Source organism: Parasulfuritortus cantonensis (genome assembly GCF_004337445.1).
In the GTDB taxonomy this organism is placed as follows: domain Bacteria; phylum Pseudomonadota; class Gammaproteobacteria; order Burkholderiales; family Thiobacillaceae; genus Parasulfuritortus; species Parasulfuritortus cantonensis.
Genome location: NZ_SJZB01000034.1, coordinates 1 through 26,025 on the forward strand (window position 1 = coordinate 1; position 26,025 = coordinate 26,025).

The window sequence follows — 26,025 nt, forward strand, 5'->3', positions numbered from 1 at the left end:
CGCCAGCTTCTGGTACAGGGGCTCGGTGGCGCCGCGCTTCATGTTCCAGATGAAGTACTTCTCGAAGGCCGCCTTGGCCCAGTGCACCCACTTGCCCTGCTTGGCCCAGGTGACGTTGCGCGGCGGAATCTGCGGCAGGGCCAGGAAGGCGGCGCCGGTGTCGCCCATGTCCGCCAGACAGAAGGCGTTCCAGGTGGCCACCTTCTCGGGCGCCTCGCCATTGAGGGCGTGCTTGATGTTGTGCGCCGTGGCGGAGACCATCGACTCGATCATGTAGCCGGTCTTGGGCGTGCCGGTCGGCACCGGGGTGGCCTCGACCGGCGGGATGGCGATGCAGACGCCGACCGAGTAGATGTTGTTCCACTTCGGGTTGCGCTGGAACTGGTCGACCTTGACGAAACCGCGCGGGTTGCACAGGTCCTCGCCGACCGCGGCGACCGCGTCGACGCCCTTGAACGCCGGCAGGATCATGGAGTACTTGAACGGCAGTTCGTGCTCCTTGACCAGCTCGCCCTTGTCGTTGTGCTCGGCGACGTGCATCTTGCCGGCCTCGACCTTGGTGACCTTGGCGTTGCAGATCCACTTGATGTGGCGCTGACGCATCTCGGATTCCAGGAGCCCCTTGGAGTCGCCGACGCCGCCCAGGCCGAGGTGGCCGATGTAGGGCTCGGAGGTGACGTAGGTCATCGGCACCTTGTCGCGTAGGCGCCGGCGGCGCAGGTCGGTGTCCATGATCATGGCGAACTCGTAGGCCGGGCCGAAGCAGGACGCGCCGGCGGCGGCACCGACCACGATGGGACCCGGGTTGGCCACGAACTCCTGCCACTTCACGTTGGCTTCCTCGGCGTGGCCGACGGTGCACACGGAGACGGTGTGGCCGTTGGGGCCGAGGCCCTCGACCTCGTCGAAGGCCAGCTTGGGCCCGGTGGCGATGACCAGGTAGTCATAGTCCAGGGTGGTGCCGTCCTTGAGGACGATCTGGTTGTCGTTCGGCTTGATCTCGGTGACCAGCTGGGCGATGAAGTCGATGCCCTTCTTCTTCAGCGGTTCCTCGAGCGGGAAGCTGATGTCGGCCCGGGTACGCCAGCCCACCGCCACCCAAGGGTTGGAGGGGACGAAATGAAAGTCGGGACCGGCCGAAACCACGGTGACCTTGTGACCGCTGCCCAGTTCCGACTTGATGTCGTAGGCGGCGGGCAGGCCGCCGGTGCTGGCGCCGATGATGACTACGTGTGCCATGGGTCTTCTCCATCCTTTTGTATGTGATGCCATCCGAGAAATCGATGGTCGGGGCATGATAAGCCAATCATTGTCATTATGAAAACCAATGATCGGGCTCAAACCCATTGGTAAAACTGGGTATTAATACCCAGCCGCAGGCCCTATTCGAACAGGTCGTCCAGGGTCTTGGGCGGTGGCGGTCCGGCGCTGACGTCGTCGTCGTCGTCGAACAGCGCCGCCAGGGCGGCGAGGTCGGGCGCGGCGGTCGGGTGGTTGTGCGAGGGGGCGGCCTGGAACCAGTCGCAGAAGTTGCCGTGCGTCTTGTCCTTCACTTCCTCTGCCATCGGCTCCAGGCAGGGCCGGCCCTTGCCCGGCGCGTAGTGCCGGCACATGGTGCAGACGTGCAACTCGGCCCGGCAGACCGGGCACTCGGTGCGGCGGCCGTAGGGCAGGGGCACTTCCTTGAGGTTGGTGCCGCATTTCCAGCAATGCAGTTCGGCCGCGTTCATGCCGGTCCTTTGTCCGATGAGATCATGGTGCCGTCGGGCAGAGGCTGCTCCTGTTCCAACAGGGTGTCCTCGAGGTGTTCGAGCAGGCTGAGCGACGGGTAGCCGTCGGCCGGCAGGCCGGCGGCCTTCTGATAGGCGCGGATGGCGGTGCGCGTACGGCTGCCCGGGATGCCGTCGGGCGTCCCCGGGTCGTAGCCGAGTGCCGCCAGGCACTTCTGCACGGTTTCCATCTGGTCGCGGCTGAGCGGCCGGTTGTCGGCCTGCAGGCCGGTGGCGAGCGGCGCCCCGCCGGCCAGGCGATCCGCCAGGTGGCCGACGGCGATGGCGTAGTTGAGCGAGCGGTTCCAGCGCAGGATTACGCGGAAATTGTCGGATACCAGGAAGGCCGGCCCGCTGATGCCCTGGGGCAGGACGAGGGAATCGGCCTCGTCGGCGTCCGCCAGCGGGCTGCCGTCGGCCCGGCGCAGCCCGAGCGCGGCCCAGGCGGCGCGGGGCTGGCGCCGCTCCAGGCCGGCCAGCGAGGCGTCGAAGCCGTCCGGCAGGCGTACCTCCAGGCCCCACTCCTGGTCGCTCCGCCAGCCGGCCTCGTGCAGGTAGTTGGCGGCCGACTCGATGGCGTCGGGCAAGGAGTTGCGCAGGTCGACGCGGCCGTCGCCGTCGCCGTCCACCGCGTAGGCCAGGTAGGTGGAGGGAATGAACTGCATGTGGCCGATGGCGCCCGCCCAGGAACCGACCAGGTCGCCCGCCCCGACGTCGCCGCGGTCGATGATGCGCAAGGCGTCGAGCAACTGGCTGCGGAAGAACTCGGGGCGGCGGGCATCGTAGGCCAGGGTGGCCAGGGCCGCCACCACCGGGACGTCGCCCAGGTAGCCGCCGTAGTTGGTCTCCAGGCCCCAGAAGGCCACCAGGTAGCGGGCCGGGACGCCATAGCGGCGCTCCGCCTCGCCCAGGCGCTCGGCCTGTCCGGCCAGGGCCTCGCCGCCCTTCTCGACGCGCCGGTCGCTGACCCGCTTGTTGAGGTAGTCGAGGAAGGTCTGCACGAACTCGGGCTGGCTCTGGTCGCGTTCCAGGACGCGATCGAGCGGCTGCAGCCCGGTCAGGGCGGCGTCGAGGGTGGCCTGGGAAATGCCCTGCGCCGCGGCCTGGCGGCGGAACTCGTCCAGCCAGGCCTGGAAGCGCGCCGCTTGGTCCACCTCCGGCGTGCCGGGCGCGGGCACGCCGGAGGGGGGCGCCGCCGCGCCGGCGGCGTCCTCCGCGTCCGCACCGGCTGCCGCCAGGCACAAGGCCACGACTGCCGGCGCGAAGGTGAAGAGTCGGTTTCTGGACCACATGCGTTTCAGGCTAACATAGGCCGCCGACATGACAAATAGATCACCCGTCACCATGGCCGAGTCCATCGCCGCCAGCTTTGCCGATCTGCTGCACCGCTATGATGCCGTCCTGCTCGACGCCTACGGGGTCCTGGTCGATCTGGCCGGCGCCCTGCCCGGTGCGGCCGCCTGGATCGACACCCTCAACCGCCTCGACAAGCCGTACTGGCTGGTCAGCAACACCGCCGCCCGGCTGCCGGAGTCGGCGGCCCGGCGTTACCAGGGCTTCGGCCTGGCCATTCCGGCGGAACGCATACTCAGTTCCGGCATGCTCCTCGTGCCGTATTTCGCCGAGCACGGCCTGGCCGGGCAGCGGGTCCGCGTCCTCGGCCCCGAGGACAGCGCGGTCTACGCCGAGCGGGCCGGCGGCCGCCTGGTCGGGGCGGGCGAAGAGTTCGATGTCCTGGTCCTGGCCGACCAGGCCGGTTTCCCGTTCCTGGACGGCGTCGACGAGGTGCTGAGCGTCCTGATCGACAGGTTCGATGCCGGCCAGGACGTGGCCATGGTGCTGCCCAACCCGGACCTGATCTACCCGACCGGGCGCGGCTGCGGCATCACCTCGGGTGCCATGGCCGTGATGCTCGAGGCGGCCCTGCGGCAACGCTACCCGGAGCGCCCGGCGCCTTCGTTCGCCCGGCTCGGCAAGCCGTACCCGGGCTTGTTCGCGGAGGCGGTGCGCCTGGCCGGGACGCGCAACGTGGTGATGGTCGGCGACCAGCTGGACACCGACATCGTCGGCGCCACCCGGTTCGGCATCGACTCGGCCCTGGTGCCCGGCGTCCTCACCGGGGATCGGCGCCGTGTCGGCGGGGTCGCGCCGACCTACCTGCTGGCGCCGCCGGGTACGCCATAATGAAGGCGTAAGGATTGCATCCGAGCCAGCCATGCGTTTCCCGAGCGACAGTGTTCCTCCCCCGCCGGCGGCCGTCGACGCCACCGAGGTGACCGCCAAGGCCGCGGTGAAGCCGGTGCCGCGCATCGGTACCGGCCCGGGCGGCCCGTTGCCGCAAGGCGGCGGCAGCGCCGCCGCCGAGGCGCTACCGCGCGAATTCTACGAACGGGCCGAGAACGACCGCCGCCGGATGTGCCGGCGCCTCTACCACGTGCCGGTCATGCTCGATACCCGCAGCGGCGAGGAGCGGCGCAAGCAGGCCCGCCGCACGGAGGACCCGCCCAGCCATATCGCCGAGGCGGTCTGAGCCGGCCGGCTCAGAAGCGGTAGTTCACCTCGGCGGTGTACTGGCTGTCGAGATTCTCGTCGAACAGGTCGTTGGCCGAGAAGCGCAGCAGCCAGCGCTTGTCGGGCGATTGCCAGAAGACGTCGAGGTCGCCGGTGAAGCCGGCATCCAGTTCGGTCAGCTTGGCCTCGTCGGCGTAGCGGCTGCCCCGGTGCACCAGGCGTCCGGCCAGGTACCAGCCGTCCGGGCTGATCCAGGTGGCGCCGACCGCGAAGGTGTGACGCGCCAGGTAGGGCACGGCATAGCCGCTGCCCAGCTTGTTGTCGGCGTCGTTGTACTGGTATTGCGCCATCACGCCCCAGCGCTTGCCCAGCATGTGGTTGACCGTCGCCCCCGCCTGCCGGATGGTGCCGCCGGCATAGTCGGGCGTGTCGACGAACTCGTACAGGTCCTCGCGCATCAGCTGGCCGTAGTCGCGCGGCCGCAACTTGCCCAGGCTCTCCAGCTCGCTGACCGCGAACGGCCGGATGTCGAAGCGGTTGTTGTCGATGTCCTTGTAGTCCAGGTAGCCGGTCAGGAAGGTGGCGGGCGTCGCCTCGAAGTCGCCCTGCAGGCGGACCCGGTTGAGTTCGCCGCCGCGCATCACCAGGCGGTCGTCGAGCGGAATCCCGGCCGTGGCGACCGGGCCGAGCGAACTCATGCCGGCCGGGCGCAGCCAATCCTGCCAGGCCAGGCGCCACCAGACCCGGTCGTCCGGGTGCCAGACGGCGCCGAGGCGCGGATTGAGGCGGCTGACGTCGTGGGACTCGGAGACCTTGGAACCGGCGTAGTACCCGGAACCGAAGAAGTCGTACCAGGGCTGGTCGCTGGCACGCCGGTGCTGGCCCTGGTAGACCAGGTCGCCCTGCAACGACAGGGTGGCCGAGGCCTGGTATACGTCGGACAGGAACAGGTCGAGGCTGCGCTCGCTGATCCGGTAGTCGTCGCGGGTCAGGAAGCCCCAGCCGTCGTCGGTATCCAGGCGCGCGTCGGTGTTCCGGTCCGCCAGGTCGGCGCCCCAGGACATCTGGTGCTTGTCGGCATGGATGAAGCTGTGCCGGAAGCCGAACTCCGGCAGGTGCACGTTGGTGTCGGCCGTCACCGCGAAGGGCATGAACGTGGTCAGGGTACCGGCCGTACTTTCGTCGGAGGCGAAGTAGCCGGCCTTGACCCAGACCTGCGAGGTGGGGTCGACCTTGTAGTTGAAACCGACGTCCATGCGCCCGGTGTCCAGCTTGTCGTGCACGTCGTAGTTGCCGAAGCCGGCCAGGCTGCCGGTCGGCTGGCTGTCCTGGCGGCTCTTGTCGGCGAACACGAATACCCCGGTGGACTCGCTCGGCTTGATGCCGAAGGCGGCGGTCAGGACGTCGAGGTCGTAGGGACGGTCGGCGAGGGTCCAGTCGACGTTCTCATAGGCCAGGTACCAGGCCTTGGGCTTGTCCTCGGGCCGGTAGCCGCTGAACTGGACCTGCGGGCTGAAGCCCTGGACGCTGTCCGACTTGGTATAGCGCAACGACAGGTCCACGTTGGTGGCCGGGGCCTGGACCAGGCTCTTGAAGCGGTTGCCGGCGCCGAACACCGTGGGGTCGGCGATCAGGCCCTGGAACAGCTCCGAGTTCTTGGTGTACAGGCCCTGGTAGCGGTCGGCCAGGAACAGGTGGCTGCCGGCCCAGAGCGGCGAGTAGGAGGCCTGGGCATAGGTGCGCGCCCAGTCTTCCATGCCCATGAAGGCGAAGGCCTGGCCGAGGTTGGCGCTGCCCTGCTGGTCGTTGGCCAGCTGGTTGAGCGACTTCAGGTAGGGCAGCCGCGCCATGGCCTGGCGGGCGGCGTCGACGGCGGCCGCCGGCTCGAGCAGGTCGGAGGCCATCATGGCGGCCATGAAGTAGGGCAGGGGGTCCTTGTCGTCGAGCTGGCTGGCCCGGCCGAGTTCCTCGCGCGCCTGCTTGCGGTCGCCCAGCTGCCAGTAGGCGACGGCGGTGTAGACGTGGACGCGGGCGTAGCGCGGTTCCATGACCCCGGCCTTGAGCAGATTGTCGAGCGCGGCCTGGGTGCGGCCCAGCTTGAGGTCGAGCACCCCCAGGCCGGTGAGGGCGACGTAGTCGGACGGGTTGGCGGCCAGGGCGGCGCGGTAGGCGGCTTCGGCGGCCGGCCACTCGGCGGCGTTGCTTTCCAGGCTGCCCAGTTCGCCTTGGTAGCCCAGGCCCTGCGGGTCCAGGGCGATGGCCTGCTTCAGGTCGCCGCGCGCGGCATCGACGTAGTCACGTTCGGCGAGCGCGCCGCCGCGGCCGAACCAGGCCCGGTCGTCGTCCGGCTTCAGGGCGATGGCCAGGTCGTAGGCGGCCAGGGTGGCATTGGCGTCGCCCTGGCGGCGGGCGATCTCGGCGCGCACCAGCCAGCCTTCGTAGCTGGCCAGGTCGGCGCTGGTGGCGGCATCGGCGGCGGCCAGGGCGGCATCGGCACGGTCGCCCAGGAGCAGTATCTCGGCCTTGCGCGCGAGCAGGCCGGCATGCTCCGGGAAGCGCTGCAGGCCGGCATCCACCGCGGCCAGGGCCTGGTCGCCGCGGCCCTGGTAGAGGTCGATGTCGGAGAGCATGAGCCAGGGCGCCGGCTGGCCGAGGTCGGCCCGGCCGGCCAGGGTGTCGAGTGCGCTGCGCGCGGCATCCAGCTCGCCGGCCTCGATCAGGCGGGCGGCGTCGGCATAGGCCCAGGCCGCGCTGTCCTTGAGGCTGCCGGCGCGCTCCAGCAAGGCACCCGCCGCGCCGGCGTCGCCCTGGCGCAGCTTGCACCAGGCCAGGCCGAGGGCGGCCTCGGGGCGGTCGCCGGCGGCGGCGAAGGCATGCTCGGCGTCGGCCCAGCGGCCGAGGTCGGCCAGGATGCGGCCGCGCGCCACCGGGTCGTCGCTGGTTGCCAGACGTTGGCGCAGGTCGGGCAGGCCGGCGCCGTCGAGGGCGACGAAGCGCCACGGCGCCATGCGGTAGGCGGTCACCCACTGGATGCGGTCCTTGAGGTTGCGCACGGTCAGCTTGACCGGCGCCTTGCCCTGTTCGGCAATGGCCTGCTCGTCGGCGGCGACGCTGACCTGGCCGTGTTCGTTGCCGAAGGCGATCTCGCCGCTGAACACCGAGAGGGTGGACTTGCCGTCCTCGGCCACGGCCATTTCCCAATCGGTGCCGCGGATGCCTGCGATGGCCGTGGGGGTCTGCCATTCCAGCGACTTGGGCGGCGTCTTCGACTGCACCCAGGCGCGCCCGGCCATCTGGCGGAACTTGCTCTGGCCGGCGCTGCGCGGGGCGGCGCCGACCGCGACGATGTCGATGACCGTGTTCTCGTTCATGCGGATCTGGGTGCGGTCGCTGAGCAGCAGGGCGGCGCGGGCATTCCGGCCGGTGCGGATGCCCTGGCCGGGCTGGAGCTTCTGGTTCGCCGTCGCGGCCTGCCAGGTGGCGGCGGCGCCGGTGCGGTATTCGACCTTGCCCTGCAGGTCGATCAGCGTGGCGTTGCCCGATACGGTTTCCGCATGGGCGGCGAAGCCGAGCAGGCAGAGCATGAACAGGGCAAGGTAACGCATGGTGGCAACTCCCACTTCATTGTGACGACGGCCCGTCAGGGCCGCTCGATTCGACACCCCCGCCCGCGCGGGGGTACCGGAGGACGGACGCACGTCAGCGCATGTTGGCGAGCGCGGTCTGGGCGACCTGGTTCTGCTGCGTGAGCGCGCTGCTCAAGGCCGTCGCCAGGCCACCGGTCGCCTTGCCGGTCAGCCCGCGCAGGGTCAGCAGATCCTTGGCCAACTGGTCGACCGCGGCGGTCATGGTGGTCGACGACGGCGCCGGGGACTGCTGCTTGAGGGTGAGGAAGTTTTCCAGCGAACCGCCGGCCTTGTCCAGCGCGGCGCTGTACTGCGAGATCAGGGTGGCGTTGTTGGCCGCATAGGGTTTCACCGCGTTCAGGTAGGCACTCTTGGCGTTGGCCCAGTTGGTGCGGACCTGCGTGGCGATCTCGGCCGGGGTCGCGGCGAACGCGGGCGTCGTCGCGAGCGGGCTCAGCAGGATGGTCAGGCAGAGGGCAAGCAGGGTCAGGATGCGCATCTCGTTTCTCCTCGCGGGGTTCTGGGTGACCTTAATGATAGGGGAATTATCCATCCGGTCCGACGCACATTCATACCCCGGAAGGGGTTACAAGCCTGCCAGGTCGGCCTCTTCCAGCCAGCGCCAGGCGCCTTCGGCGAGGTCCTCCGGCAACTGCAGCGGACCGACCGCGATGCGCCGCAGCGCCTCGACCCGGTTTCCGACCGCGGCCAGCATGCGCTTGACTTGGTGGTACTTGCCCTCGGTCAGGGTCAGGTGGACGACCCGTTCGGCGACCACGGTGCAGGCGGCCGCGGCGATCGGCCCCGGTTCGTCGTGCAGTTGCACGCCGGCGAGCAGGGCGGCGACCTGGTCGGCGCCGACGACGTGCTTGGCCGTGACCTCGTACACCTTGGCCACCTTGTGCCGGGGCGAGATCAGCCGGTGTACGAACTGGCCGTCGTCGGAGAACAGGAGCAGGCCCGTGGTGTCCTCGTCCAGGCGGCCGACCGGCTGCACGTCGCGGTTGCGCAGCGGCTCGGGCAGCAGTTCCAGCACCGAGGGGTGGTGCTTGGGCGAGCGCGAGCACTCGTAGCCGGCCGGCTTGTTGAGCATGACGTAGGCCTTCTCGCGGTATTGCCAGTCGCCGCCGTCGACCTGGAAGACCAAGCCGTCGACGGCGAATTCGGCGAACGGGTCGGCGGCCGCCACGCCGGCGACCGCGACCCGGCCGGCCCGCACCAGGGCCCGGCAGGCCTTGCGGGTGCCGAAGCCCTGCGATTGCAGGATGCGTTCCAACGCCATCAGGCCGGCCATAGCGGCTCCTCGTCCATGAGCGCGATCTGTTCGCGCAGTTCCAGGATGCGTTCCTCCCAGTAGCGCGGGCTGGCGAACCAGGGGAAGGCGGCCGGGAAGGCCGGATCGTCCCAGCGCCGGGCCAGCCAGGCGGAGTAGTGGAGCAGGCGCAGGGTGCGCAGGGCCTCGATCAGGTGCAGCTGGCGGGGGTCGAAGTCCATGAAGTCCTCGTAGCCGGCCAGGACGTCGGCCAGTTGGCGGACGCGGGCCGGGCGGTCGCCCGAGAGCAGCATCCAGAGGTCCTGTACGGCCGGGCCCATGCGGCTGTCGTCGAAGTCGACGAAATGGGGGCCGTCGTCGGTCCACAGCACGTTGCCCATGTGGCAGTCGCCATGCAGGCGGATGGCGGGATAAGGCCCGGCGCGCTCGAAGGCCAGGCGGACACCGTCCAGGGCCTGGGCCGAGACGCCCGCCCAGACCGCGCGCAGGTCGGGCGGCACGCTGTCGTGTTCGAGCAGGTAGGCACGCGAGGCGTCGCCGAAGCCGGCGACGTCCAGGGCCGGGCGCTCGCCATAGGCGGCCAGGGCACCGACCGCGTGGATGCGGCCGATGAAGCGGCCCAGCCATTCCAGGGTGGCCGGGTCGGACAGCTCGGGCACCCGGCCGCCCTGGCGCGGGTAGACGGCGAAGCGGAAGCCGGCGTGCTCGAACAGGCTGCGGCCGGCCACCGGCGTCGGCGCCACGACCGGGATTTCGCGTGCCGCCAACTCGGTCGTGTAGGCGTGTTCCTCCAAAATGGCGGCGTCGCTCCAGCGCCCCGGCCGGTAGAACTTGGCCACCACCGGGGCGGCCTCGTCGAGCCAGACCTGGTAGACCCGGTTCTCATAGCTGTTCAGGGCCAGCAGGCGGCCGTCGGCGCGCAGGCCGGTGCTCTCGATGGCGTCGAGCACGGTATCCGGCGTGAGCGCCGAGTAGGGATGCGTCATGGCAAATTGGGATACACTGAGTTCCGACCATCTTACCCCGTGCTGCCATGTCCGACTCTTGCGATCACGACTGCCAGCCGCCCTACCGGCCCGGCCATCTGGGTATCCCGCAGGTGCGGCGCTTCGACGGCGAGGCGTTCGAGCGGGCGGTGACCGACCTCCTGCTGGCCTGCGGCATCGAACCCGACAGCAACCATACCGGGCGCACCGCGCGCCGGGTGCGCGAGCTGTGGGAACGCCGCCTGCTGGGCGGCTACGACATGGACCCGGGCGAGGCCCTGGGGGATGGTTTCGAGGACTGCCGCGACGACATGGTCGTGGTGCGCGGCATCGCCATCCACGGCGTCTGTCCGCACCACTTGGTGCCGTTTCGCGGCGTCGCCCACGTCGCCTACATTCCGGGCGGCCGCCTGCACGGCTTCGGCCGCATCGCCCGCATGGTCGACGCCATCGGTCACCGTTTCACCTACCAGGAATGGATGACTCGCGACATCGCCGAAGCCCTCATCAGCCACGGCCGCGCCAGGGGCGCCGCCTGCGTGATCGAGGCCGAGCAGCTGTGCCTGCTCCTGGGCGAGGACCGGCGCGGCGACGAGCGCGTGGTAACACAGGCCTTCTCGGGTTGCTTCCGGGATGACGCGCAAGCGCGCAGCGAATTCCTGCGCGCCATAAACGGGCAGATGCCCTGACTAGATATAAAGGAGAGACGAGCATGAGCAAACCCATTCCCGAAACTCCGGTGAAATTCGACGCCACCCGCATCGTCGAGCGTCCGGACGGTTTCTATTGGACCGACAGCACGACCGGCGAGGCCTACGGGCCGTTCGCGACCCTGGCCGAGGCGGCCCTGGACATGGAATACCAGGAAGACTCCGACTTCGAACCGGCCGAATCGCTCGAGGAGGCCGAGGACGAACTGGGCATCACCAGCTGGGTGGACCCCGATACCGGCGAACTGGCAGAGGATACCTTCACGCACCTCGAGGACCACTGAGTCCGCTCCGTGCACAAGCTGCTGCAACGCCAGCTGAAGCGTTACCTGGGCGACGGCGTCACTCTGACGCCGGAGTTGGCGGCATTGCTGGCGGCGGTGAGCAGCCAGTACGAGGATGCCGAGCAGGAACGCGCCCTGCTGGAGAACGCCATCGAGGTGAACTCGCGTGAACTGCGCGAGCTGAACGACCGCCTCCGGCACCAGAACGCCGAGCTGACCCGGACCATGCTCAACACCCTGAGCGACGGTGTCTACGCCACCGACACCGAGGGCCGGCTGACCTTCATGAACCAGTCCGGCGAACAGATACTGGGCTGGCGCGAACACGAGTTGCTCGGCAAGCCCATCCACGCCATGGTGCATGGCCGGCGCCCGGACGGCCGCGACTACCCGGTCGACGACTGCCCGCTCGGCAGCGTGTTCCGGACCGGCCAGCCGGCCAACGCCGGCGAGGAGTGGTTCATCCACCGCGACGGCCGCTTCATCCCGATCTCCTACCGGGCCGGGCCGCTCCGGCAGGACGGCGCCGTGATCGGCTCCCTGGTGTCGTTTCGGGACATCTCCACGCGCCTGAAGAACGAGTCCCTGCTGCGCCTGCGCAACGCCGCCCTGGATGCGGCGGCGAACATGGTCCTCATCACCGACGCGGACGGCGTCATCCAGTACGTCAACCGGGCCTTCACGGCGACCACCGGCTACACCTACGAGGAGGTGCTCGGCCGCCACACCCGGATACTCCAGTCCGGCCAGCAGGACCGGACCTTCTACCGGCGCATGTGGGAGACCATCCAGAGCGGCCGCGTCTGGGAGGGCGAACTGCTCAACAAGTGCAAGGACGGCCGCATCTATCCCGAGCAGATGACCCTGACGCCGCTGGTCGAGGAGGGCCGGGTCACCCACTACGTGGCGATCAAGCGCGACATCACCGAGGAGGCGAAGATCAGGACCCGGCTGCAACTGGTCGAGACGGCGATCCAGAACGCCGACCAGGGCGTCGTCATCACCGACGCCGAACTGTCCGGCGAGGGCCCGCGCATCGAATACGCCAACCTCGGCTTCAGCCGCCTGACCGGCCACCCGGCCGAGGCGGTGCTCGGCATGCCGCTGCGCCGGCTGGAGGGCGCGACGGCCGAGCAATCGCTGATGCCCAGGGTCATGGAGACCGTGTTGACCGGCCAGGGCTTCAATGCCGACGTCGTCAACCGGCGTGCCGACGGCAGCCCGGTGGAACTGGAATGGCGCATCGCCCCGGTGCGCGTGGCCGGCGAGGGCATCTCGCACCTGATCGCCTTGCTCTCCGACATCGGCCAGCGCAAGCAGGCCGAGTCGGAGATCCGCCGGGCGCGCGACCAGGCCCTGGAGGCCTCGCGCCTGAAGTCGGAATTCCTGGCCACCATGAGCCACGAGATCCGCACCCCGATGAACGGCATCATCGGCATGACCGACCTGCTCATGGACACGCCCCTGACGCCCGAGCAGAAGGACTTCGCCAGCGTGGTCAAGGACTCCGCCGGGGCGCTCCTGACCATCATCAACGACATACTCGACTTCTCCAAGATCGAGGCCGGCAAGATCCAGATCGAGGCGACCGAATTCTCCCTCGTCAACGTCGTCGAGGGGGTTGCCGAACTGCTCGCCGAGAAGGCGCGGGCCAAGGGCCTGGCGATGATGACCTTCATCGACCCGGAACTGCCCGAGCAGGTGGTGGGGGATCCCACCCGGCTGCGCCAGGTGCTCACCAACCTGATCGGCAACGCGGTCAAGTTCACCGAGCGCGGCGAGGTCGTGGTCCGGGTCACCGTGGCCCATGGCGGCCGGGTCCGCTTCGAGGTGCGCGACACCGGCATCGGCATCGCCCCGGAGGTACGGGAGCGCCTGTTCCAATCCTTCACCCAGGCCGACAGTTCGACCACCCGGCGTTACGGCGGCACCGGTCTCGGCCTGGCCATCTCCAAGAGCCTGGTCGAGCTGATGGGCGGCGGCATGGAACTGGCCAGCACGCCGGGGCTGGGCTCCACCTTCGCCTTCGCGCTGCCGCTCGGCGACGGCAGCGTGGCCGCGGATGCCCTGGAGCAGGCGGCCGGCCTGGCCGGCCGCCGCCTGCTGGTGGTCGACGACCAGTCGTTCAGCCGCGAGATCGTCCAGCGCTACTGCCAGGCCTGGGGCATGGCGGTGACGCTCGCCGACACCGGCGCCGGGGCCCTGTCGGCGCTGCGCGAGGCGCAACGCGAGGGCCGGCCGTTCGACCTGGCGATCATCGAGATGCTGCTGCCGGACATGGATGGCCCGGCCGTCGCGCGGGCCATCCGCGCCGACGCCGGGCTGGCCGGCCTCAAGCTGGTCCTGCTCACGGAGCGCGACCGCCGCCAGGGCCAGGACCTGGCCCTCAAGGTCGGTTTCGACGCCAGCCTGTCCAAGCCGGTGCGCCAGTCGCTGCTCCTGGACGCGGTCGCCGACGCCATCGCCGGGGCCGCCAGCGCCCTGTTGGCGGCGGCAACGGAACCCGTGGGCCGGGACGAATACCAGTCCGCGCTGCGCGAGAACCGCCTGGTCCTGCTCGCCGAGGACAACCCGACCAACCAGAAGGTCGCCCAGTTGATCCTGCGCAAGCTGGGCTATGCCTGCCACATCGTCGACAACGGCCAGGCCGTGCTCGACACCGTGGCCACCCTGCCGTACGCCCTGGTCCTGATGGATTGCCAGATGCCGGTGATGGATGGTTTCGAGGCCACCCGCAAGCTGCGCAGGATCGAGCGCGAGCAGGGCCTGGCGCGCATGCCGGTGATCGCCCTGACGGCGAACGCCATGCAGGGCGACCGGGAGAGCTGCCTGGCCGCCGGCATGGACGACTACGTCAGCAAGCCCGTGAGCGGGGAGAAGTTGCGCGCCGTCCTCGAACGCTGGTCGCGCCGTGCCCCGCGCGTGGAACCCGTGCCGGCGTCGGCGCCGGAGCCGGTGGCCAGGGCCGGCGGCCTGGCACCGCTGAATCTGAAGCGCCTGGTCGACGACCTCGGCGAAGACGACGCGCGCATGGTCCTGACCGTGTTCCTGGACGACATGCGCAGCCTCCTGGCCGAGTTGCGCAGCGCGCTGATCGAGCAGCGCGCCGACGCCGCGCGCCTGGCCCATTCGGTCAAGGGCGGCAGCGGCAACGTCGCGGCCGAGGAGATGGCCGGCCTGGCCGGCAAGATCGAGCAGGATGTCCGGCGTGGCGACTGGGATGACGCCCAAGTAGATCTACACTACCTTGAAAAAGCGTATTCCCGCGTGCGCCAGTATCTGGAGGCCTGGCTGGGCCGGCCGACCTGAGGACCCGGACAATGAAGATCCTGATCGTCGACGACAACAACACGAATCTGGTCGTGCTCAAGGCCCTGTCCGGCAAGCTGGACGGCAATGAGGTGTACACCTTCAACCTGCCGGCCGAGGCCCTGGCCTGGTGCGCCGGCCACGACCCCGACCTGGTCCTGCTCGACTACATGATGCCGGACATCGACGGCTTCCAGTTCCTCGCCCGCTTCCGGGCCCTGCCCGGCAAGGAAGAGATTCCGGTGATCATGATCACCGCCGACAACGAGCTGGAGGTCCGTTACCGCGCCCTCGAACTGGGCGCCAACGACTTCCTCACCAAGCCGGTCGACAAGACCGAGTTCCTGGCCCGGATGCGCAACATGCTGGCCCTGCGCCAGAGTCGCAAGCTGCTCGCCGACCGCGCCGACTGGCTGGCCCAGGAAGTGCGCAAGGCGACCGCCGACATCGTCGAACGGGAGCGCGGCGCGATCTTCCTGCTCTCCAAGGTGGCGGAGTACCGCGATCCGGAGACCGGCGCCCACATCCTGCGCATGGCCCACTACTGCAAACTGATCGGCCAGCGCCTGGGCCTGGCCGACGACGCGGTCGCCATGCTGTTCGACGCCGCGCCCATGCACGACATCGGCAAGGTCGGCATCCCCGACCACATCCTGCTCAAGCCCGGCCGCCTGGACGCCGGGGAGATGGCCGTCATGCGCCAGCATGCCCGCATCGGCTGGGAAATCCTGACCTCGGCGCCGTTCGAGAACGCCTTGTTCAGCGCCGCCGCCGAGATCGCCCTGAGCCACCACGAGAAGGTGGACGGCAGCGGCTATCCGCAGGGCCTGGCCGGCGAGGCCATCCCGCTCATGGGGCGCATCGTCGCGGTCGCCGACGTCTTCGATGCCCTGACTTCGGCGCGGCCCTACAAGGTGGCCTGGGAACTCGACGCCGCGCGCGACTTCCTGTCCGCGCAGGCCGGCAGCCACTTCGACGCCCGCTGCGTCGAGGCATTCCTGGCCGCCTGGGATGAGGTCCTGGAGATTCGCGCCCGCTACGAGGACGATTCCTTCGAGGCCTGAGCGCGGTCCGGGCCGAGCAGGTCCGGGGCGTCCTCGGCGCGCAGGTAGCGCCAGGGCAGGGGGACCAGGCCGGGGACCCGGTCGCGGTAGCGCCGGTAGGCGTCGCCGAACACGGCGATCAGCTTGGCCTCCTCCAGGCGGCTGCCCACCACCAGGTAGACGGTGACCGTCAGGCTGGCGACCAGCCAGCCGGCGTTGAGGTCGCGCGTCCAGAGGTAGAGCAGGCCCAGGCTGTACCAGGGGTGGCGCACGTAGCGGTGCAGCGGCGACAGGACGAAGCTGTCGTGCCAGCCGTCCGGGGCACCGCGGGCGCGCCACTGGCGCAGGCCGATGAAATCCATGCTGTCGTACCAGCGCAGGCTCCACAGGTAACCGGCCACGGTGGCGAGCAGCGCCGGCCAGGCGATCCAGGCCGGCCAGTGCCACAGGGCGGCGCCGGGATAGGCCCAAGTGAGCCCCAGCGGCGGCACCAGCAGGACCAGCGCGAGGCCGTTGAAAACGAGCCGGTAGGCCGGCGCCAGGCCGGGCCGGCGGCGCGCCACCCAGTCCTTCAGGCCGTTGCCGGCCAGCCAGGAGTGGAGGATGCCGTAGGCGGCCCAGGCCAGGGCGATGGCGGCCAGGTGGCCGAGTTCAGGCATCGACGTGCTCCAGCTGCCAGGTCGCCCCGGCGTCGCGCCCGAGCGCCTCGGCCAGCCAGGGCAGCAGGCCGGCCAGCGCGGCGGCCAGCGGCCAGGGCGGGTTGACGATGAACATGCCGCTGCCGTGCATGCCGAAGCCGTCCGGTGCCGGCGCCTGCACGGTCAGGCTGGCGTGCAGCCAGGCGGTGACCGGCAGGCGCTTGAGCTTGTCCAGCATCTGGGCCGGCTCCGGGCGCTGCAGGAGGGGGTACCAGACCGCGTAGGTGCCGGTGGCGAAGCGGGCCAGGCTGTCCTTGAGGGCGACCACGACGCGCCGGTAGTCGTCCTTGACCTCGTAGGAAGGGTCGATCAGGACCAGGCCGCGGCGCGGTTGCGGCGGCAGTACCGACTTCAGGGCGGCGAAACCGTCGCTGGCCTCGATCTTGATGTGGCGGCCGCCGCCGTTGAACGTCCGGCGCAGCAACTGGGCATCGGTGGAATGCAGTTCGAACAGGCGCAACTGGTCGTCGGCCCGCATCAGCTGGCCGGCCAGCCAGGGCGAGCCGGGGTACAGGCGCAGGCGGCCGTCCGGGTTCAGCGCGCGCACCAGGCCGACGTAGTCGGCCAGCAGCTCGGGCAGGTCGGTGCGCGTCCACAGGCGGGCGATCCCGGTTTCGGCCTCGGCGTTCTTGCGCGCATAGTCGGCCTCCAGGTCGTAGATGCCGGCCCCCGCGTGACTGTCGACGTACCACCAGGGTTTGTCCTTCAGGTTCAGGTGGCGCAGCATGGCGACCAGGAGGCCGTGCTTGAGGACGTCGGCGTGGTTGCCGGCGTGGAAGGCGTGGCGATAACTCAGCATTTCGCGTCGAGGCGGTTTCGTCAGGTGTGAATTCTAGGATTTCCGGACCCCGGTAGCTTAGTATTTGTTGCCACCGCCGATTCGACGGTAATCTAATAGGGAAAACATAAGAGGAGATTCCCGATGAAGCGCCTGGTCATAAGCCTGTTGCTGTGCGTCACCGGTGCCGCCTGGTCGGCGGACAGCCTGTTCACCGCCAACGACCACCGGTTCCCCATCGAGGTGACGTCCCGGGAACGCAACCAGATCCTGTACGAGATGCGTGAGTTCCTGCACGGCCTGCACAACATCCACCAGGCCCTGGCGCGCGACGACCTCAAGGCGGTGGCGCTCGAGACCCAACCCATGGGCGACGCCTTCAACCGCATCCCGGGCAACGTGCGCGAGCGCATGCCGGAGGGCTTCCAGCAGATGAGCATCGCCATGCAGGAGGCCTTCGTCTCCCTCAACCGGGCGGCCAGCGTCCAGCGCGACGGGCATGCGGTCGACGACCGCCTGGCCGAGATCATGACCTACTGCTCGGGTTGCCACGACACCTACCGCTTCGAGGTGGTGGCCTACAAGGCCAACAAGCGGCCGGCGGTCGAGAAGGTGAATCCCTACATACCCAAGTAAGGCCCCGCCGGCGCCGGCCGGCACGTTGGGCAAGGCCATCTATAATCGGGTCGTATATCGAACGATATAGGCTTGTCGACATGAACGCCTTGCCGCGCTACCGCACGTTGCTGGCCCTGTTGCTGGGCCTGTTCGGTCTGGTGTTTGCCGGCATGGTGGTGCTGTTCCACCAGAAGTCCGAGGAGTACGCGATCGGCGAGGCCAAGAAGCAGGCCCTGAACGCCCTCCTGGTGCACCGGGCCATCCACGCCTACGTCACCCAGGTGCAACGCCCCGAGATCTACCGCCTGAAGGACACCGGCCGGCTGTACCGGGAGTACTTCTCGCCCATGGTGATGTCCTTCACCTTCATCTCCCGCAACGTCAAGGACCGGCTCAACGAGCAGCGCGAGCAGCACGGCATGGAGCCAATCTACTTCAAGCTGGCCAGCCTGAACCCGCGCAACCCGATCAACCAGGCCGACGACCTCGAAGCCGACCTGCTGCGGCGCATGAACCGCGAGGGCCTGCAGGAGTACCAGCAGGCGGTCGAACTGGACGGCCGCCATTTCCTCTACCTGGCCGTGCCGATCGAGCGCTCCACGCCCGGCTGCATGAAATGCCATGGCGACCCGCGCGACGCCCCGGCCGAGCTGGTGGCCATGTACGGGGACCGGGCCGGCTTCCACGAGGACCCGAACGGCATCCGCGCCCTGATCTCGATCCGGGCGCCGCTCGACGAGACCCTGGCGAGTGCGGACCGGATGGCCAACCTGCTCACCCTGGTCACCTTCCTGGTGCTGTCCGGCATCTATGGCCTGATCGCCTTCTTCACCTACCGGATCGCCGCCCAGCAGCAGCGTATCGTGAGCCAGAACCGCGAGCTGGCCGAGTTGTCGGTCACCGATGCCCTGACCGGGGCGAGCAACCGGCTCGGCCTGATGGCGCGCCTGAACGAACTGGCCAGCAGCGCGCAGCGTTTCAAGCTGGTGCTGTCGGTCATGCTGCTCGACCTCGACCACTTCAAGGAGGTCAACGACCGCCACGGCCATCCGGCCGGGGACCAGGTGCTGAAACGCTTCGTCGCCATCCTGCGCGACAACGTGCGCGCCGCCGACATCGTCGGCCGTTGGGGCGGCGAGGAGTTCCTCATCGTCGCGCCGCACATCGGCCTGGACAGTGCGGCGCAACTGGCCGAGAAGCTGCGCGGCCTGATCGAGTCGGCCGACCTGGGCCCCGGCATCCGGATCACGGCCAGCATCGGCGTCGCGGAATATCGCGCCAACGAGTCGCTCGACGACCTGATCGCCCGTGCCGACCAGGCCCTCTATGCGGCCAAGGCGGGCGGGCGCAACCGGGTCGAGGTTCAGCGCGCCGACCTGAACCGGGCGAGGTAGTCGCTCACCGCGGCGATGTCGCCGGCGGTATAGGGGGCGATCGCCCGAACCATGTCGGCATCGGCGTCGCGCCGGGCGCCCGCCTGGGCCCGGATGGCCGTGCTCTCGCGCACCAGGTAGCGGTAGTGCTGGCCGGCCAGGCGGGGCACGAAGCGGGCGCCGTCGCCCTCGCCGGCGCGGCCGTGGCAGGTCGCGCAGTCGCGTTCGTAGAGGGTCCGGCCGCGCGCCAGGTGGCGGCCGTCGCCTTTGCCGTTGCCGGCCGGCACCGGCAGCCCGGCCAGGTAGGCGGCGATGTCGGCCAAGTCCCGGGTACTCACCTCGTCCGGATTGATGAACGGGTGCATGGCCGGGCTCTGCCGGCGCCCGGAGCGCACGTCGGCCATCTGCTTGACCAGGACCGTGGCCTGCTGGCCGGCCAGCTGCGGATAGCCGGCATCGGCGCGCCCCGCCCCGTCCGCCTGGTGGCAGCCGCGGCAGACCCGGTAGGCGGCCTTGCCCTTGACCGGGTCGCCCGCCATGGCCAGGGCGGCGTCCCGTTCCGCGGCCGCCGGCCCGGCGGCGTCGAGTGGGGGGGCCGCCAGGGCCAGGCCGAACAGCAGGGTGGCAAGCAGGGGGCGTGTCATCGGCGTGGTTCTCCTCGCTCAGGGCAGGCTGGCCAGATATTCGGCGACCGCGCGCGCCTCCTTCTCGGACAGGCGTTCGGCGACCGTGAGCATGACCTTGCGGGCGTACGGTCGTTTGCCGGCGACATACAGGCGGAACTGCGCCACCGTGTAGTCGACGTCCTGGCCGGCCACGCGCGGGAAACGGTCCGAGCCCTCGCCCCGGGTCTCGTGGCAGCCGTCGCAGGCCGGCACCCCGCCGGCGGGGTTGCCGTTCAGGTAGATCCGCTTGCCGAGGGCCAGGAGGGCGGGCTTGGTCACCTTGCCGCGCACGGGCGCCTGCCCGGCCAGGAAGGCGGCCAGGTCGGCCATGTCCTGGTCGGACAGGTCCTGGGCGATCGCCTGCATCGGCGCGCTCTCGCGGCCATCCTCCTTGAAGCCGTTCAGTTCCCGGACCAGGTATTCCGGTTGCTGGCCGGCCAGGTTGGGTATGCCGCGGGTCCGGCTGTTGCCGTCGGTGCCGTGGCAGCCGGCGCAGCGCGCCGCCATGACCACCGCGCCCCGGGTCGGGTCGCCGCCGGCCGGCGGATCGGCCGCCGGGGCCGGGACCGCGGCGCCGGCGAACAGGGCGGCGGCGAGAGGCACGGAAACGCGCATGACGGGACCCGCATGGAAGGCATTGCGGTCAGGTTAGCGCATCCGCGGCCCGGGCACGGCGCCGTCGGACGCCGACCTTGACCTGGGTCAAGGTCGCTCGGCCGCGCGCCGGCCGGCGTCGGTATCGTATAGACTTGCGGCCAAAACCAACCGGGAGTCCCGCCGTGGCCAACCTCGTCATCCGCACCCTGGTCCTGCTGCTGGTCGGCCTGCTTCTCGCCGCCGCCGGCTGGACCTGGCTCACCCTGCACTGGAGCTATTCCGAAGGCGAACGGGCCGGCTACGTGCAGAAGTTTTCCAAGAAGGGCTGGCTGTGCAAGACCTGGGAAGGCGAGATCGCCCTGGTCACCATGCCCGGCGCCATCCCCGAGAAGTTCGAGTTCACCGTCAAGGACGACGCCGTGGCCAAGCGTATCAACGACCTGGCCGGCCGCCGGGTGGTGTTGAGCTACCAGCAGCACAAGTTCATCCCGGTGTCCTGCTACGGCGAGACCGAATACTTCGTGGTCGACATCAAGCCGGTCGACGAGCCGCATCTCGATAACGTGCTGCCGGCCTCGCCGGCGCCCGCGCTCAACCCGTAATCCCGCGCCCACCGACCAGGGAGGTCCCGCATGCGCGAACTGCTCCGAGCCCTGCTGCGCCCGCTCGCCCGGGTCCTGTTCCGGGTCCGCGTCCAGGGCGACCTCGAGGTCTTCGGCGCCGGCCCGCTGCTCATCGTCGCCAACCACGAATCCTTCCTGGACGGCCTCCTGCTCGGCCTGTTCCTGCCCATCGATCCGGTCTTCGTGGTGCACACCGGCATCGTCGCCAACCCGTGGTTCCGGCTCCTGCTGGCGGCGGTCGACTACCTGGCCGTGGACCCCACCAGTCCCATGGCCATGAAACGCGTGGTCAAGCTGCTGGAGAGCGGCCGCCCGGTGGTGATCTTCCCGGAAGGGCGCATCACGGTCACCGGCAGCTTGATGAAGGTCTACGACGGCCCCGCCTTCGTCGCCGCGCGCAGCCGCGCCACAATCGTCCCGGTACGCCTGGACGGCCCGGCGCGCAGCTATTTCTCGCGCCTGTCCGGCCACTATCCGCGTCGCCTGCTACCCCGGGTCACCCTGTCCATCCTGCCGCCCCGGCGCATCGAGGTGGCGGCGGGCGGACCGGCGCGCATGCGCCGGCGCGCGGCCGGCGAGGCCATGCGCCGACTGATGCAGGACATGCTGTTCGCCTCGCGGCCGCGTCAGACCCTGTACGGGGCGTTCTGCGACGCCATGGCCATTCACGGCCGCAGGCGCCGTCTGGTCGAGGACATGCGCCAGATCGAGTATTCCTACAACGACCTGCTCAAGATGACCCTGATGCTGACCCGGCTGGTGCTGCGCGCCGCCGGGCCGGGCGGCGAGGGTGGCCGCATCGGCCTGCTGCTGCCCAACCTGGCCCCCACCATCGCCCTCATCCTGGGCCTCGGCGCGCGCCGCCGGGCGCCAGCCATGCTCAACTACAGCGCCGGCGCCGACGCCTTGCGCACCGCCTGCACGGCGGCCGAGGTCGAGGTGGTGGTCACCTCGCGCGCCTTCGTCGCCCAGGCCCGCCTGGCCGACACCCTGGCCGGCCTCACCGGCGTGCGCCTGCTCTACCTGGAGGACCTGCGCGCCGGCATCGGCCTACTCGACAAGCTCTGGCTGGTCGCCTGGGCCCTGCGCGTGCCGCGCTGGTTCGAACATCCGGGCAGCCCGGAGGACCCGGCCGTGGTGCTGTTCACCTCCGGTTCAGAGGGCAAGCCCAAGGGCGTCGTCCTGCCGCACCGGGCCATCCTCGCCAACATCGCCCAGATCCGCGCCGTGGTGGATTTCTCGGTCGACGACAAATTCCTCAACGCCCTGCCGGTGTTCCACTCCTTCGGCCTCACCGCCGGCACCCTGCTGCCGGTGCTGACCGGCTGCAACCTGTTCCTGTACCCGAGCCCGCTGCACTACCGGGTCATCCCGGAGATCGCCTATGACCGCGGCTGCACCGTCCTGTTCGGCACCAGCACCTTCCTCGCCAACTACGCCAAGAATGCCCACCCCTACGACTTCTACCGCCTGCGCTACGTCGTGGCCGGGGCCGAGAAGCTGGCCGCGCCGGTGCGCGAGCTGTGGTTCGAGAAGTTTGGCCTGCGCATATTCGAGGGCTACGGCGCCACCGAGACCGCGCCGGTGCTGGCGGTGAACACGCCCATGGCCTACCGCAGCGGCAGCGTCGGCCAGTTCCTGCCCGGCGTCGAGCACCGCCTGGTGCCGGTGCCCGGCATAGCTCGGGGCGGCCTGCTGCACGTGCGCGGCCCCAATGTCATGGCCGGCTACTACCGGGTCGAGCATCCGGGCACCCTGGAGCCGCCCGCCTCCGAGGCCGGCGACGGCTGGTACGCCACCGGCGACATCGTCGAGGTGGATGGCGAGGGCTTCGTGCGCATCGTCGGCCGGGTCAAGCGCTTCGCCAAGATCGCCGGCGAGATGGTCTCCCTGGAGGCGGTCGAGAAGCTGGCCTACGCCGCCGCGCCGGATGCCGCCCACGCCGCCACCACCCAGCCGGACGCCCAGAAGGGCGAGGCCCTGGTCTTGTACACCACCGACCCGGGCCTGAGCCGCGAGGCCTTGCAGGCCAAGGCGCGCGAGTTGGGCACGGCGGAACTGGCGGTGCCGCGCAAGATCGTCCGCATCGAAGCGCTGCCGCTCCTGGGCACCGGCAAGACCGACTACGTCACCCTCCAGGCCATGGCGGAGGCGGCATGAGCGGCCAATCCCACCTGCTCGCCACCCGGCGTTTCCTGCCCCTGTTCGTCACCCAGTTCCTGGGCGCCTTCAACGACAACGTGTTCAAGAACGCCCTGGTGGTCCTGCTCACCTTCCAGGCGGCGCGCTGGACCAGCCTGCCGGCCGGCATCCTCGCCAACCTGGCGGCCGGGGTGTTCATCCTGCCCTTCTTCCTGTTCTCGGCCACCGCCGGGCAGCTGGCGGACAAGTACGACAAGGCCCGCCTTGCCCGCCTGGTCAAGGTCCTGGAGATGGCCATCATGGCGGTGGCCGGCGTGGGCTTCTGGCTCACCAGCCTGACCTGGCTGTTCGTCGCCCTGTTCATGCTCGGCCTGCATTCCACCCTGTTCGGGCCGATCAAGTACGCCTTGCTGCCCCAGCACCTGCACCCGGACGAGCTGCTCGGCGGCAATGCCCTGGTCGAGGCCGGCACCTTCGTCTCCATCCTGCTCGGCACCCTGGCCGGCGGCCTCCTGGCCGGGGCCGGCGCGCCCCTGGCCATCGCCGCGGTCGGCCTCCTGGTCGCCGCGGCCGGCTACCTGGCCAGCCGGGCCATCCCGACGGCGCCGGCGCCGGCCCCCGACCTGGTGGTCCATCCCAACCCGCTGGCCGAGACCTGGCGCTGCATCGGCTACGCGCGCGAGAACAACGCGGTGTTCCAGTCCATCCTGGGGGTGTCCTGGTTCTGGCTGTTCGGGGCCCTGTTCCTGGCCCAGTTCCCGGCCTACGCCAAGAACGTCCTGGGTGGCGGAGAGACCGCCGTGACCCTGCTCCTGGCCACCTTCACGGTCGGCGTCGGGCTCGGTTCCCTGGCCTGCGAACGGCTGTCCGGCCGGCGCATCGAGCTGGGCCTGGTACCGTTCGGCTCCATCGGCCTGACCCTGTTCGCCCTCGACCTCGCCCTGCATTCCCCCGCGCTCCTGCCGGGCGGGGCGCCGCTCGCCCTGGCCGAACTGCTCGGCCAGCCGGGCAGCGTCCGCGTCCTCGCCGACCTGGCCCTGATCGGCCTGTTCGGCGGCTTTTTCATCGTGCCGCTGTACGCCCTGGTGCAGCAGCGCAGCCGGCCCGAGGCGCGCGCCCGGGTGATCGCCGCCAACAACATCATGAACGCCCTGTTCATGGTCGCCGGTGCCCTGGCCGCGACCGGCCTGCTGGCGGCCGGCCTGAGCATTCCGGACCTGTTCGCCGTGGCGGCGGTGATGAATGCCGTCGTCGCCCTGTACATCTATCTGATGGTGCCCGAATTCCTGATCCGCTTCGTGGTCTGGCTGGCCCTGCGCCTGACCGGCCGCATCGAGGCCGAGGGCATGGAACGGCTGCCGCCCCACGACGGTGCCGTGCTGGTACTGGAGAGCCCGGAGAAGATCCGGCCGCGCGACCTGGTGGCGGTGATGGCGGCCTGCGAGCGGCCGATCCGTTTCCTGGTCGATGCCGAGCTGGCGCGCCGGCCCGGCTACGGCCTCATGCTGCGCCGGGCCAAGGCCATCTTCGCCGACCACGCCCGCCTGGGCCGGGCCGCCCTGGCGGATGGCCAGCTGGTGGCGGTGGCGCACAACCCCATTGCGCCCGAGGCGCTGCTCGGGGACGCCACGCCGGTGCCGGTGTTCCGGGTCGTCCTGCAGCCGGCCGCCAGCCTATGGGCGCGCAGCCGGATGCGGGTGGAGGCGGTGGCCGGAACGCTGCCCGGGACGGCCGGGCCGAACTGATCCGGCGGGCGTCGCCGGTAGCGCCCGCCAACTGAAGATAGCGAGACACGATGCGCGCAATCGGCAATTTCCTCTGGTTCATCCTGGGCGGGGTGTTCATGGGCCTGGCCTGGTGGTTCGCCGGCCTGATCGCCTTCGTCACCCTCGTCGGCATCCCCTGGGGGCGGGCCTGCTTCGTCATCGGCCAGTTCACCTTCTTCCCGTTCGGTCGCGAGGCCGTGAGCCGCAAGGAGCTGAGCGGCCGGGACGACATCGGCACCGGCGCCCTCGGCATCGTCGGCAACGTCCTCTGGTTCGTCTTCCTGGGCGTCTGGCTGGCCATCGGCCACATCGCCTCGGCGCTGGCCTGCTTCATCACCATCATCGGCATCCCGTTCGGCATCCAGCACCTCAAGCTGGCCGGGATTGCCTTGGCGCCCATCGGCAAGACCGTCGTGACCGCGGAAGTGGCCGCGGCGGCCAGGCGCTCCGGGGCGCAGGCGGCCGTGGCGGCGGCGCGGAACGGCGGCTGAGCTGGCTGGATGGCTTTCCGACCGGGCGATCGCCGGGTGTTGAACGGTCGGCGCCGCATGGCATTCGTGGACCGTCGCCTGGCCGCCGTTCACGCGTTGCCGCGCTCGGGCCGGGGACGGTGGCCGGCCGGGAAAGGCCCTCCGGGTTCAGGCCTGCGCAGGCAGACCGGAACCTGAAGGCGGTGCCCGGAAACCGGCGATAACGGCTTACTTCAGGGCGGCGAGCGCGGCGTCGTAGTCGGGCTCGTTGGCGATCTCGGGCACCAACTGGGTGTAGATGACCCGGTTCTGCTCGTCGAGGATGACCACGGCACGGGCCGTCAGGCCGACCAGACCGGTGTCGGCGATGCGCACGCCGTAGTCTTCCATGAACGAGCCGGCGCGCATGGTCGACAGGGTGACCACGTTGCTCAGGCCTTCGGCGCCGCAGAAGCGGGCCTGGGCGAACGGCAGGTCGGCGGAAATCACCAGCACCACGGTGTTGGCCAGGCTGCTGGCCTCGCTGTTGAAGCGGCGGGTGGACGCGGCGCAGGTCGGGGTGTCCAGGCTCGGCACGATGTTGAGCACCTTGCGCTTGCCGGCATAGGTGGCCAGGGTGACGTCGTTCAGATCCTTGTCGGCGAGCTTGAAGTCGGGGGCGGTGGAACCGACGGCGGGCACATTGCCGGCCAGGTTGACGGGGTTGTTCAGGAAGGTTACGGCAGCCATCTTTAGGTCTCCTTGGTGGGATTGGGACAGGGTCAACGGTGCGCCGCGCGGCGTC

The 26,025-nt window shown here is 69.9% G+C and carries 24 protein-coding genes; 12 read left to right on the forward strand and 12 right to left on the reverse strand.

Annotated elements, in window-relative coordinates; all coding sequences use genetic code 11:
• The 3 genes from EZJ19_RS09325 to EZJ19_RS09335 form a co-directional block, all read right to left on the reverse strand.
• A partial coding sequence (locus EZJ19_RS09325; RefSeq protein WP_131446914.1) for an NAD(P)/FAD-dependent oxidoreductase occupies positions 1–1,239 on the reverse strand: 1,239 nt, incomplete at its 3' end.
• A 143-nt stretch (positions 1,240–1,382) separates the two neighbouring features.
• The gene (locus EZJ19_RS09330) at positions 1,383–1,730 is read right to left on the reverse strand and encodes a hypothetical protein (protein WP_131446916.1); all 348 of its coding nucleotides are present in this window, start codon (positions 1,728–1,730) and stop codon (positions 1,383–1,385) included.
• A complete protein-coding gene (locus tag EZJ19_RS09335) occupies positions 1,727–3,061 on the reverse strand; it encodes a lytic murein transglycosylase (RefSeq protein WP_165873535.1) in 1,335 nt (444 codons plus the stop codon). Before EZJ19_RS09335 ends, EZJ19_RS09330 begins: the two co-directional genes overlap by 4 nt.
• Before the next feature lie 28 nt (positions 3,062–3,089).
• On the opposite strand from EZJ19_RS09335, the gene EZJ19_RS09340 reads away from it, so the two are divergent.
• Together EZJ19_RS09340 and EZJ19_RS09345 are read left to right on the forward strand one after the other, a co-directional pair.
• Complete coding sequence (locus EZJ19_RS09340) at positions 3,090–3,953, forward strand: HAD-IIA family hydrolase (RefSeq protein WP_131446920.1); 864 nt, start codon at positions 3,090–3,092, stop codon at positions 3,951–3,953.
• A 31-nt stretch (positions 3,954–3,984) separates the two neighbouring features.
• On the forward strand, positions 3,985–4,299 hold the full coding sequence (locus tag EZJ19_RS09345) for a hypothetical protein (RefSeq protein ID WP_131446922.1): 315 nt from the start codon (positions 3,985–3,987) through the stop codon (positions 4,297–4,299).
• A gap of 10 nt (positions 4,300–4,309) precedes the next feature.
• On the opposite strand, the gene EZJ19_RS09350 is transcribed toward EZJ19_RS09345, so the two are convergent.
• From EZJ19_RS09350 to EZJ19_RS09365, 4 genes are all read right to left on the reverse strand, one after another.
• Positions 4,310–7,885, reverse strand: coding sequence for a FecR domain-containing protein (locus EZJ19_RS09350; protein ID WP_131446924.1), 3,576 nt, complete (start codon positions 7,883–7,885; stop codon positions 4,310–4,312).
• Positions 7,886–7,979: 94 nt separating this feature from the next.
• Complete coding sequence (locus tag EZJ19_RS09355; RefSeq protein ID WP_131446926.1) at positions 7,980–8,405, reverse strand: hypothetical protein; 426 nt, start codon at positions 8,403–8,405, stop codon at positions 7,980–7,982.
• 87 nt (positions 8,406–8,492) lie between these two features.
• Entirely contained in the window at positions 8,493–9,188 is a 696-nt protein-coding gene (locus EZJ19_RS09360) for a 16S rRNA pseudouridine(516) synthase (RefSeq protein ID WP_131447004.1), read from the reverse strand.
• Positions 9,188–10,165: a serine/threonine protein kinase gene (locus tag EZJ19_RS09365; RefSeq protein ID WP_131446928.1), complete on the reverse strand. Its 978-nt coding sequence runs from the start codon at positions 10,163–10,165 to the stop codon at positions 9,188–9,190. Before EZJ19_RS09365 ends, EZJ19_RS09360 begins: the two co-directional genes overlap by 1 nt.
• Positions 10,166–10,212: 47 nt before the next feature.
• On the opposite strand from EZJ19_RS09365, the gene folE reads away from it, so the two are divergent.
• Genes folE through EZJ19_RS09385 form a run of 4 tightly spaced genes read left to right on the forward strand, consistent with a single transcriptional unit; the run spans position 10,213 to position 15,532 of the window.
• Positions 10,213–10,854 (forward strand): GTP cyclohydrolase I FolE, encoded by a 642-nt coding sequence (gene folE, locus EZJ19_RS09370; protein WP_131446930.1) that lies wholly within the window; start codon positions 10,213–10,215, stop codon positions 10,852–10,854.
• Between the two features lie 23 nt (positions 10,855–10,877).
• On the forward strand, positions 10,878–11,159 hold the full coding sequence (locus EZJ19_RS09375) for a hypothetical protein (protein WP_131446932.1): 282 nt from the start codon (positions 10,878–10,880) through the stop codon (positions 11,157–11,159).
• A gap of 9 nt (positions 11,160–11,168) precedes the next feature.
• A complete protein-coding gene (locus EZJ19_RS09380) occupies positions 11,169–14,468 on the forward strand; it encodes a PAS domain-containing hybrid sensor histidine kinase/response regulator (protein ID WP_131446934.1) in 3,300 nt (1,099 codons plus the stop codon).
• 11 nt (positions 14,469–14,479) lie between these two features.
• The gene (locus EZJ19_RS09385; protein ID WP_131446936.1) at positions 14,480–15,532 is read left to right on the forward strand and encodes an HD domain-containing phosphohydrolase; all 1,053 of its coding nucleotides are present in this window, start codon (positions 14,480–14,482) and stop codon (positions 15,530–15,532) included.
• Here EZJ19_RS09385 and EZJ19_RS09390 read toward each other — a convergent pair.
• The gene (locus tag EZJ19_RS09390; RefSeq protein ID WP_131446938.1) at positions 15,505–16,170 is read right to left on the reverse strand and encodes a methyltransferase family protein; all 666 of its coding nucleotides are present in this window, start codon (positions 16,168–16,170) and stop codon (positions 15,505–15,507) included. The two genes, EZJ19_RS09385 and EZJ19_RS09390, sit on opposite strands and share 28 nt — an antisense overlap.
• A complete protein-coding gene (locus EZJ19_RS09395) occupies positions 16,163–17,008 on the reverse strand; it encodes a 23S rRNA (adenine(2030)-N(6))-methyltransferase RlmJ (protein ID WP_131446940.1) in 846 nt (281 codons plus the stop codon). The genes EZJ19_RS09390 and EZJ19_RS09395 overlap by 8 nt, the downstream gene beginning before the upstream one ends.
• Positions 17,009–17,131: 123 nt before the next feature.
• On the opposite strand from EZJ19_RS09395, the gene EZJ19_RS09400 reads away from it, so the two are divergent.
• Entirely contained in the window at positions 17,132–17,623 is a 492-nt protein-coding gene (locus tag EZJ19_RS09400) for a cytochrome c (protein WP_131446942.1), read from the forward strand.
• An 80-nt stretch (positions 17,624–17,703) separates the two neighbouring features.
• Complete coding sequence (locus EZJ19_RS09405; protein ID WP_131446944.1) at positions 17,704–18,999, forward strand: diguanylate cyclase; 1,296 nt, start codon at positions 17,704–17,706, stop codon at positions 18,997–18,999.
• Here the strand turns inward: EZJ19_RS09405 and EZJ19_RS09410 are convergent.
• Complete coding sequence (locus EZJ19_RS09410; protein WP_131446946.1) at positions 18,969–19,622, reverse strand: c-type cytochrome; 654 nt, start codon at positions 19,620–19,622, stop codon at positions 18,969–18,971. The genes EZJ19_RS09405 and EZJ19_RS09410 overlap by 31 nt on opposite strands.
• 18 nt (positions 19,623–19,640) lie before the next feature.
• Positions 19,641–20,258 (reverse strand): c-type cytochrome, encoded by a 618-nt coding sequence (locus tag EZJ19_RS09415; RefSeq protein WP_131446948.1) that lies wholly within the window; start codon positions 20,256–20,258, stop codon positions 19,641–19,643.
• Between the two features lie 164 nt (positions 20,259–20,422).
• Between EZJ19_RS09415 and EZJ19_RS09420 the strand changes: the two genes are divergently transcribed.
• Genes EZJ19_RS09420 through EZJ19_RS09435 form a run of 4 tightly spaced genes read left to right on the forward strand, consistent with a single transcriptional unit; the run spans position 20,423 to position 25,262 of the window.
• Positions 20,423–20,842: a hypothetical protein gene (locus tag EZJ19_RS09420; RefSeq protein ID WP_131446950.1), complete on the forward strand. Its 420-nt coding sequence runs from the start codon at positions 20,423–20,425 to the stop codon at positions 20,840–20,842.
• Between the two features lie 30 nt (positions 20,843–20,872).
• Positions 20,873–23,023 carry a bifunctional acyl-ACP--phospholipid O-acyltransferase/long-chain-fatty-acid--ACP ligase gene (aas, locus tag EZJ19_RS09425; RefSeq protein ID WP_240754725.1) on the forward strand — a complete coding sequence of 717 codons (2,151 nt, stop codon included), beginning with the start codon at positions 20,873–20,875 and terminating at the stop codon, positions 23,021–23,023.
• Complete coding sequence (locus EZJ19_RS09430) at positions 23,020–24,750, forward strand: MFS transporter (RefSeq protein WP_131446952.1); 1,731 nt, start codon at positions 23,020–23,022, stop codon at positions 24,748–24,750. Before aas ends, EZJ19_RS09430 begins: the two co-directional genes overlap by 4 nt.
• 50 nt (positions 24,751–24,800) lie before the next feature.
• Positions 24,801–25,262: a YccF domain-containing protein gene (locus EZJ19_RS09435; protein ID WP_131446954.1), complete on the forward strand. Its 462-nt coding sequence runs from the start codon at positions 24,801–24,803 to the stop codon at positions 25,260–25,262.
• 207 nt (positions 25,263–25,469) lie between these two features.
• Here EZJ19_RS09435 and tpx read toward each other — a convergent pair whose 3' ends face one another.
• On the reverse strand, positions 25,470–25,970 hold the full coding sequence (gene tpx, locus EZJ19_RS09440) for a thiol peroxidase (RefSeq protein ID WP_131446956.1): 501 nt from the start codon (positions 25,968–25,970) through the stop codon (positions 25,470–25,472).
• Between the last annotated feature and the right edge of the window lie 55 nt (positions 25,971–26,025).

Bases quoted from the DNA above. Each gene is read 5' to 3' on its own strand.
- EZJ19_RS09330 (WP_131446916.1), bottom strand. From the start codon at position 1,730: ATGAACGCGGCCGAACTGCATTGCTGGAAATGCGGCACCAACCTCAAG.
- EZJ19_RS09335 (WP_165873535.1), bottom strand. From the start codon at position 3,061: ATGTGGTCCAGAAACCGACTCTTCACCTTCGCGCCGGCAGTCGTGGCC.
- EZJ19_RS09340 (WP_131446920.1), top strand. From the start codon at position 3,090: ATGACAAATAGATCACCCGTCACCATGGCCGAGTCCATCGCCGCCAGC.
- EZJ19_RS09345 (WP_131446922.1), top strand. From the start codon at position 3,985: ATGCGTTTCCCGAGCGACAGTGTTCCTCCCCCGCCGGCGGCCGTCGAC.
- EZJ19_RS09350 (WP_131446924.1), bottom strand. From the start codon at position 7,885: ATGCGTTACCTTGCCCTGTTCATGCTCTGCCTGCTCGGCTTCGCCGCC.
- EZJ19_RS09355 (WP_131446926.1), bottom strand. From the start codon at position 8,405: ATGCGCATCCTGACCCTGCTTGCCCTCTGCCTGACCATCCTGCTGAGC.
- EZJ19_RS09360 (WP_131447004.1), bottom strand. From the start codon at position 9,188: ATGGCGTTGGAACGCATCCTGCAATCGCAGGGCTTCGGCACCCGCAAG.
- EZJ19_RS09365 (WP_131446928.1), bottom strand. From the start codon at position 10,165: ATGACGCATCCCTACTCGGCGCTCACGCCGGATACCGTGCTCGACGCC.
- folE (WP_131446930.1), top strand. From the start codon at position 10,213: ATGTCCGACTCTTGCGATCACGACTGCCAGCCGCCCTACCGGCCCGGC.
- EZJ19_RS09375 (WP_131446932.1), top strand. From the start codon at position 10,878: ATGAGCAAACCCATTCCCGAAACTCCGGTGAAATTCGACGCCACCCGC.
- EZJ19_RS09385 (WP_131446936.1), top strand. From the start codon at position 14,480: ATGAAGATCCTGATCGTCGACGACAACAACACGAATCTGGTCGTGCTC.
- EZJ19_RS09390 (WP_131446938.1), bottom strand. From the start codon at position 16,170: ATGCCTGAACTCGGCCACCTGGCCGCCATCGCCCTGGCCTGGGCCGCC.
- EZJ19_RS09395 (WP_131446940.1), bottom strand. From the start codon at position 17,008: ATGCTGAGTTATCGCCACGCCTTCCACGCCGGCAACCACGCCGACGTC.
- EZJ19_RS09400 (WP_131446942.1), top strand. From the start codon at position 17,132: ATGAAGCGCCTGGTCATAAGCCTGTTGCTGTGCGTCACCGGTGCCGCC.
- EZJ19_RS09405 (WP_131446944.1), top strand. From the start codon at position 17,704: ATGAACGCCTTGCCGCGCTACCGCACGTTGCTGGCCCTGTTGCTGGGC.
- EZJ19_RS09410 (WP_131446946.1), bottom strand. From the start codon at position 19,622: ATGACACGCCCCCTGCTTGCCACCCTGCTGTTCGGCCTGGCCCTGGCG.
- EZJ19_RS09415 (WP_131446948.1), bottom strand. From the start codon at position 20,258: ATGCGCGTTTCCGTGCCTCTCGCCGCCGCCCTGTTCGCCGGCGCCGCG.
- aas (WP_240754725.1), top strand. From the start codon at position 20,873: ATGCGCGAACTGCTCCGAGCCCTGCTGCGCCCGCTCGCCCGGGTCCTG.
- EZJ19_RS09430 (WP_131446952.1), top strand. From the start codon at position 23,020: ATGAGCGGCCAATCCCACCTGCTCGCCACCCGGCGTTTCCTGCCCCTG.
- EZJ19_RS09435 (WP_131446954.1), top strand. From the start codon at position 24,801: ATGCGCGCAATCGGCAATTTCCTCTGGTTCATCCTGGGCGGGGTGTTC.
- tpx (WP_131446956.1), bottom strand. From the start codon at position 25,970: ATGGCTGCCGTAACCTTCCTGAACAACCCCGTCAACCTGGCCGGCAAT.